At 30.9% G+C, this 5,962-nt stretch carries 1 protein-coding gene; it reads left to right on the forward strand.

Features of this window, described 5'->3' with window-relative positions; genetic code table 11:
• Positions 1-755: 755 nt before the first annotated feature.
• Positions 756-5,962: Ig-like domain-containing protein (locus tag ACQPUW_RS17130; RefSeq protein ID WP_430838653.1), on the forward strand; the 5,207-nt coding region annotated here is incomplete at its 3' end.

Raw genomic sequence — 5,962 nt, forward strand, 5'->3', positions numbered from 1 at the left:
ATGTTGCTTTTAGGAGTTGCTGCTGTAGCTGCTGGAGGAATTACTTTAAAGAAAAGAAAAAGAGATAAATAGCTAAAGAAGTGAATAGATAAATCAGGCTATTTTAAGAAAATTATTGATAATATAATAGAAATAATGGAAGTTGAATTCGACTTCCATTATTTTATTATATTGATGAGTTAATAATACAAAGTTTACAGAGAATATTAATATTAAAGATGAGAGCTTATTTACAGTGTATTATCTAAGTGTAGAGAAAAGATAGTAAAAAAAATCATATTATTATTATTATTATTTGTTTTAAAAGTTATTTTCAAATTTATAATTAAAGTTTATGAAAAAAATACTGAAAATTTATTTTAATTTAAAAATTCAAAATAAAAAACATGTAAAAACAAATAATCAATTTACATATTTAGGGAAATAAGGTAATATATTTATGTGGAATTTATTAATTTATTAATTGTTTAAAGTTTATTTTGCAATTATGGTATTTATCAAGGAAAAAAAATATTAAGTATGAGGGGAGGAATGAATAAAAAAATAAATTAACTTTACCTAAAGTAATGTTACTGCATCAGAACAATTTCTATTCAATTTTTCTAAAATAATAAAGTTTAGGGGGGGAGCCATTGCTTTAGTAATAGCTATTATTAAGAAATTAATATGTTACTTAATAGTAACTATGAAGTGTTTAGGCCAAGTATATTAAATATAAAAAATAAATTGAAAATTTATGAATGGGGTTAAAGGGTATGAAGTTTAAAAAAATGCTAAGTTTAATTCTTGCTACAGTAGTAATTACGACTTCTTCAGGTATACCAACATTGGCAAATGCTACAGTAAGAGATAAAGAAATAGTTAAAACAGTAAATAATGATTCACAAAGAACTATATCATTTAATGATAATTGGAAATTTAACTTGGGAGATGTGCCAGAAGCAAAAGAAAAAAAATTTGATGATAGCAAATGGAGAGATCTAACATTACCTCATGATTGGAGTATTGAGTTGGATTTTAATAAAGATTCTGAAGCAACCCATGAAGGGGGATATCTAGACGGAGGAACTGGTTGGTATAGAAAGAGTTTTGTACTGCCTAAAGAAATGGAAGGAAAAAAAATAAATATTAACTTTGGTGGAGTATACATGGATAGCTATATTTATGTAAATGGAAAACAAATAGGTAATCATCCTTATGGATATACTCCATTTTCATTTGATATAACAGACGATATAGTATGCGATGGTGTTACTGAAAACGTTATCGCAGTAAGAGTAAAGAATAAACAAAGAAGTAGTAGATGGTATTCAGGTAGTGGTATATATAGAGATGTCAATCTTACAGTAACTGAAAATGTTCATGTTGCAGAATATGGTACTTTCGTAACTACACCAGACTTAGAAAAGGAATACAAGAATGGTAGAGCTAAAGTTAATATTAAAACAGATATTATGAATGAGGAAGCTACAGAGAAAGAAATAAGCGTTAAATCAGTTATAGTAGATGCTGAAGGAAATAATGTAGCTGAAAATATAACTACTGAAGTAGTAGGTGCTGGAACTACTAAGAAGTTTAATGCCGATGTAATGGTTTCCAATCCGAAGCTTTGGGGAACAGAAAATCCATATTTATATAAAGCGGTTACTACTGTAATTATTGATGACAAAATAGTAGATGAGTATGAAACAGATTTTGGTATGAGATGGTTTGAGAATACTACTAATAAGGGGTTCTTCTTAAATGGAGAACAAATGAAGCTTGAAGGTGTATGTATGCATCATGACCAAGGATCTTTAGGTGCTGTTGATAATAAGGCATCAATAAGAAGACAGGTTAAGAAGTTAAAAGAGATGGGAGTAAATTCTATAAGAGTTACTCATAATCCTGCATCACAACACTTAATAGATATTTGTAATGAAGAGGGAATTCTTCTTATAGAGGAGGCCTTTGATACTTGGTATGGTGGGAAGAAGCCATATGATTATGGAAGATTTTTTGAGCAAAAATCAATTCATGGAGATATGACTTGGGCAGAGTTTGATATTAAGCAAATGGTTAATAGAGGAAAGAATGCACCAAGTATAATAATGTGGTCATTAGGAAATGAAATATGGGAAACAAGCGAAGCAAAGGGTGTTGAAACAGTAACCAATCTTCAAAAATGGGTTAAGGAAATTGATACTACAAGACCTACAACTATGGGAGAAATTGCATTCATGAATGGAGAAGGAGCTCATGAAAAAGTAGCTGATATTGTAGATGTCGTAGGATTTAACTATTCCGAACATCAGTACGATAAATTTAGAAATAAATATGAAGATTGGGTAATGTACGGTTCAGAGACTTCTTCGGCTGTAAGAAGTAGAGGTGTATATGCGCATCCAGAAAAAATTGGTATAGGTGATAATCATCAAGATTTACAACAATCCTCATATGATAATGATCGTGTTGGTTGGGGAAGAACTGCAGAAGATGCATGGAAGATGAATAGAGATAGAGAATATATACTAGGAGAATATATTTGGACAGGCTTCGATTATATAGGAGAACCAACTCCTTATTACAATAAATTCCCATCAAAATCATCATACTTTGGGGCTATAGATACAGCTGGATTTGAAAAAGATGCTTTCTATTTCTATCAAAGTCAATGGTCAAATGAACCAATGGTTCATTTATTACCACATTGGAACTTTGAAAATGATGATAGCATAAAAGTTGATGGAGATAAGATATTAGTATATGCATATACTAATTCAAACTCTGTTGATCTATATTTTAATGAAGATGTAACAAGTGATGAGCTAGGGGAATTAGTAGAGAGTAAACAATATGAAGTTACAAATGCAGGATACAATGGAACTTATAAAGAAACTAAAGATGGTAAGCTTCACTTAGAATTTAAAGTTCCTTATAAAAAAGGTAAATTGACAGCTGTCGCAAAGGATACAAATGGTAAAGAAGTTGCGAGAGATGTAGTTAAAACTGCTAATGAAGCAAAGAAAATTGATTTAAGTGCTGATAGACAAGTTATAACTGCTGATGGATACGATTTATCATTTATTACAGTTGATGTAGTTGATGAAAATGGAACTTTAGTACCAGATGCTGATAATTTAATAAATTTTGAAGTTAAGGGTAATGGTAAGATAGTTGGTGTTGATAATGGAAATGCTGCAAGTGTTGAAAGATACAAGGATAATAAGAGAAAAGCTTTTAATGGAAAAGCTTTAGTTATAGTTCAATCAACAAAAAATGCTGGTTCATTTACATTAACAGCAACAAGCCAAGGTCTTTCTTCTGATAACACAACAGTATACACTGTACCAGAAGAAGAATTAAGTGAAAATAAGATAGTTGGATATGATGTAAGTGATGTTACAGTACCAGTTAATGGAGAATTAAATCTTCCAACAGAAATAACAGCACTTTATACAGATGGAACTAAAAAAGAAGTAAATGTTATCTGGGATTCAATTCCAGAAGATGCTTTAAAAGCTCCTGGAATATTTAAAGTAAAAGGAACTGTAATAGGTAGCGATATTCCAGTAAGTATTAAAGTAATTGTTAAAGATATTATTGGTGTATTAGATTCTAGGATGTTAGTACCTGTTGGCAAACAAGCTAAGCTTCCAGAAGAAGTATCAGTAGTAAGCAATGATGGAAGCATAGAAAAGTATCCAGTAACTTGGGAGAGAGAATTAAAAGGAGAGGATGTTGCTTCACCTAAAACTGTTACAATAAAAGGTAAGGTTACAGGAGTAGAAAGCTTAGATGCTAAAGCTATTATAGTTGTATCTGATAATTTTAAAGAAGCAAATATAGCATTAAATGAAGGTAAGACATATCCAAAAGCATTCGCTTCATATACTGAAGGCTATGATAGTATAAATAATATTAATGATGGTGTAATATCTAAGGTTAGTGAACCAAAAAATAGATGGACTAACTGGGGGAAACCAGGAGAAAATTATGATGAGTATGCTGGAATAGAGTTTGATGAAGAATATTCTATTGGTAAAATAGGAATTTCACTATATAGTGATCAGGGTGTTGCTATTCCAAGTGAGATTCTAGTTGAGTACTGGAATGGTAATGAATGGATTGGAGTTTCTAATCAAAGCAAGACAACTGGTTTCTCAGCAGAAGGTACAGAAGAAATTACTTTTGATGAAGTAAATACAACTAAAATAAGAGCTTTATTAAAAGAGGATACTGTGGCCAATAAGTCAGTTGGTATTACTGAATTTTATGTTTATTCTGATGTATTAGAGATGAAAGGTACAGCCTTATTAAAGGACATTAAAGTAGATGGAGTAAGTGTCGAAAACTTTAATGAAAGTACTAATCAATATAGAATTAATCTACCATATGCTTCAAAGGTACCAGTCGTTACAGCTACTGCCAAAGATAATGCAAGTGTATTTGTAGTACCAACATTAAATACTGATAGTAGCGCTAATGTTATAGTTATAGCAGAAGATGGTAAGACGACTAACAATTATATTATTAGTTTCACAGAAGAAGGACCACAGTTAGAATCAGCAACAATAGAATTATCTAAGAAAGATATAATTGAAGATGATATTGTTGATATTATAGTAGAAGGAAGATTACAAGATGATTCTTTAATTGGAGAAGATCAATTACAAGTTAAATATGAAATATCTTCTAAGGATTCTGGGGAAGCTAAAATAGAAAATGGTAAATTATATGCTTATAAAGAAGGAACAGTAACTTTAAATGCTAAGGTAACTTATAAAGGTAAGACTGTTACTACTAAAGGTATAACAATAAATATTGGAAAGAATCCAGCTGAAAAGACTATTATTTCATATGAAAGAGTAAATGTAGAAACAGATAAGGGAGTTGCACCAGTATTACCAGAAAAGATAAAGGCAATATATGATATTGGATTACCTAGAGAAGTAAAGGTTACTTGGGATAAGGTAAAAGAAGAGTCATATAATAAATATGGAATTTTTGAAGTGGAAGGAACTGTTGAAGGACAAGAATTAAAAGCAAAAGCAAGAGTTACTGTTAAGGGCTTGTCAGCATTACAAAATATTTCACTTTCAACTAATGTAAAGGTAGAGCCAAAGCTTCCACAAACAGTAAAGGCTTACTATACAGATGGAACAATAGTTGATGTTCCTGTTACTTGGAAAGAGTATGATAAAGATTTATTAAGTAAAGTTGGAACTTTTATTATAAATGGAGCTGTAGAAGGAACAGATAGAGTTGTAACTGCGACTATTAGAGTAACTGATGAAACTGTAAAAGGTGATAATATTGCTGGTTCAAAGGTTGGTTTTGATATACCAATGGCAATAGCTTCATTTACAAATGATGAGCTTGTAAAACCAGGTTCAAGGGATAAAATTCAATATGTAAATGATGGAGAGATAAATAATACCAGATGGACTAATTGGGTAGAGCAACCAAGAAGTGGTGATTGGGTTGGTATTATCTTAGGATCAGGTCTGCCAGAGGAGAAGTATATAAACAATCTAGAAGTTACTTTCTTTGAGGATCATGGATGTACGATTCCAGAAAGTTTTGAAATACAATACTATGTTGGAGATGAAGTTGTTGTACCAAAGGAACCAGCACATGTATTAATGGAGAAAGAGAATCCATTTAATGATGATAGTAATTGGGTAACAGTATCTAACTTAGCATCTAATCCAGAAGTTACATCACCAACAGATACAAATTATTACACTTTTGACATGGTAAAGACAAAGGCAATAAGAATGAAGATGAAATCTAAAAGTGGTAAATCTTTAGGAATAAAAGAAATGAAATCTTTTGAGGAGAGAGTAGAACAAAAGTCAGATTTCGTTATAAATGGAATAAATGTAAATGGTAAAGCTTTAGAAGGTTTTGCAGCTGATAGATACAACTATACAATGAAGCTAAAAGCTAATGAGGAGTTACCAGAAATAACTGTAGATGC

This window comes from Clostridium sardiniense (genome assembly GCF_050584765.1).
Classification (GTDB): domain Bacteria; phylum Bacillota; class Clostridia; order Clostridiales; family Clostridiaceae; genus Clostridium; species Clostridium sardiniense_A.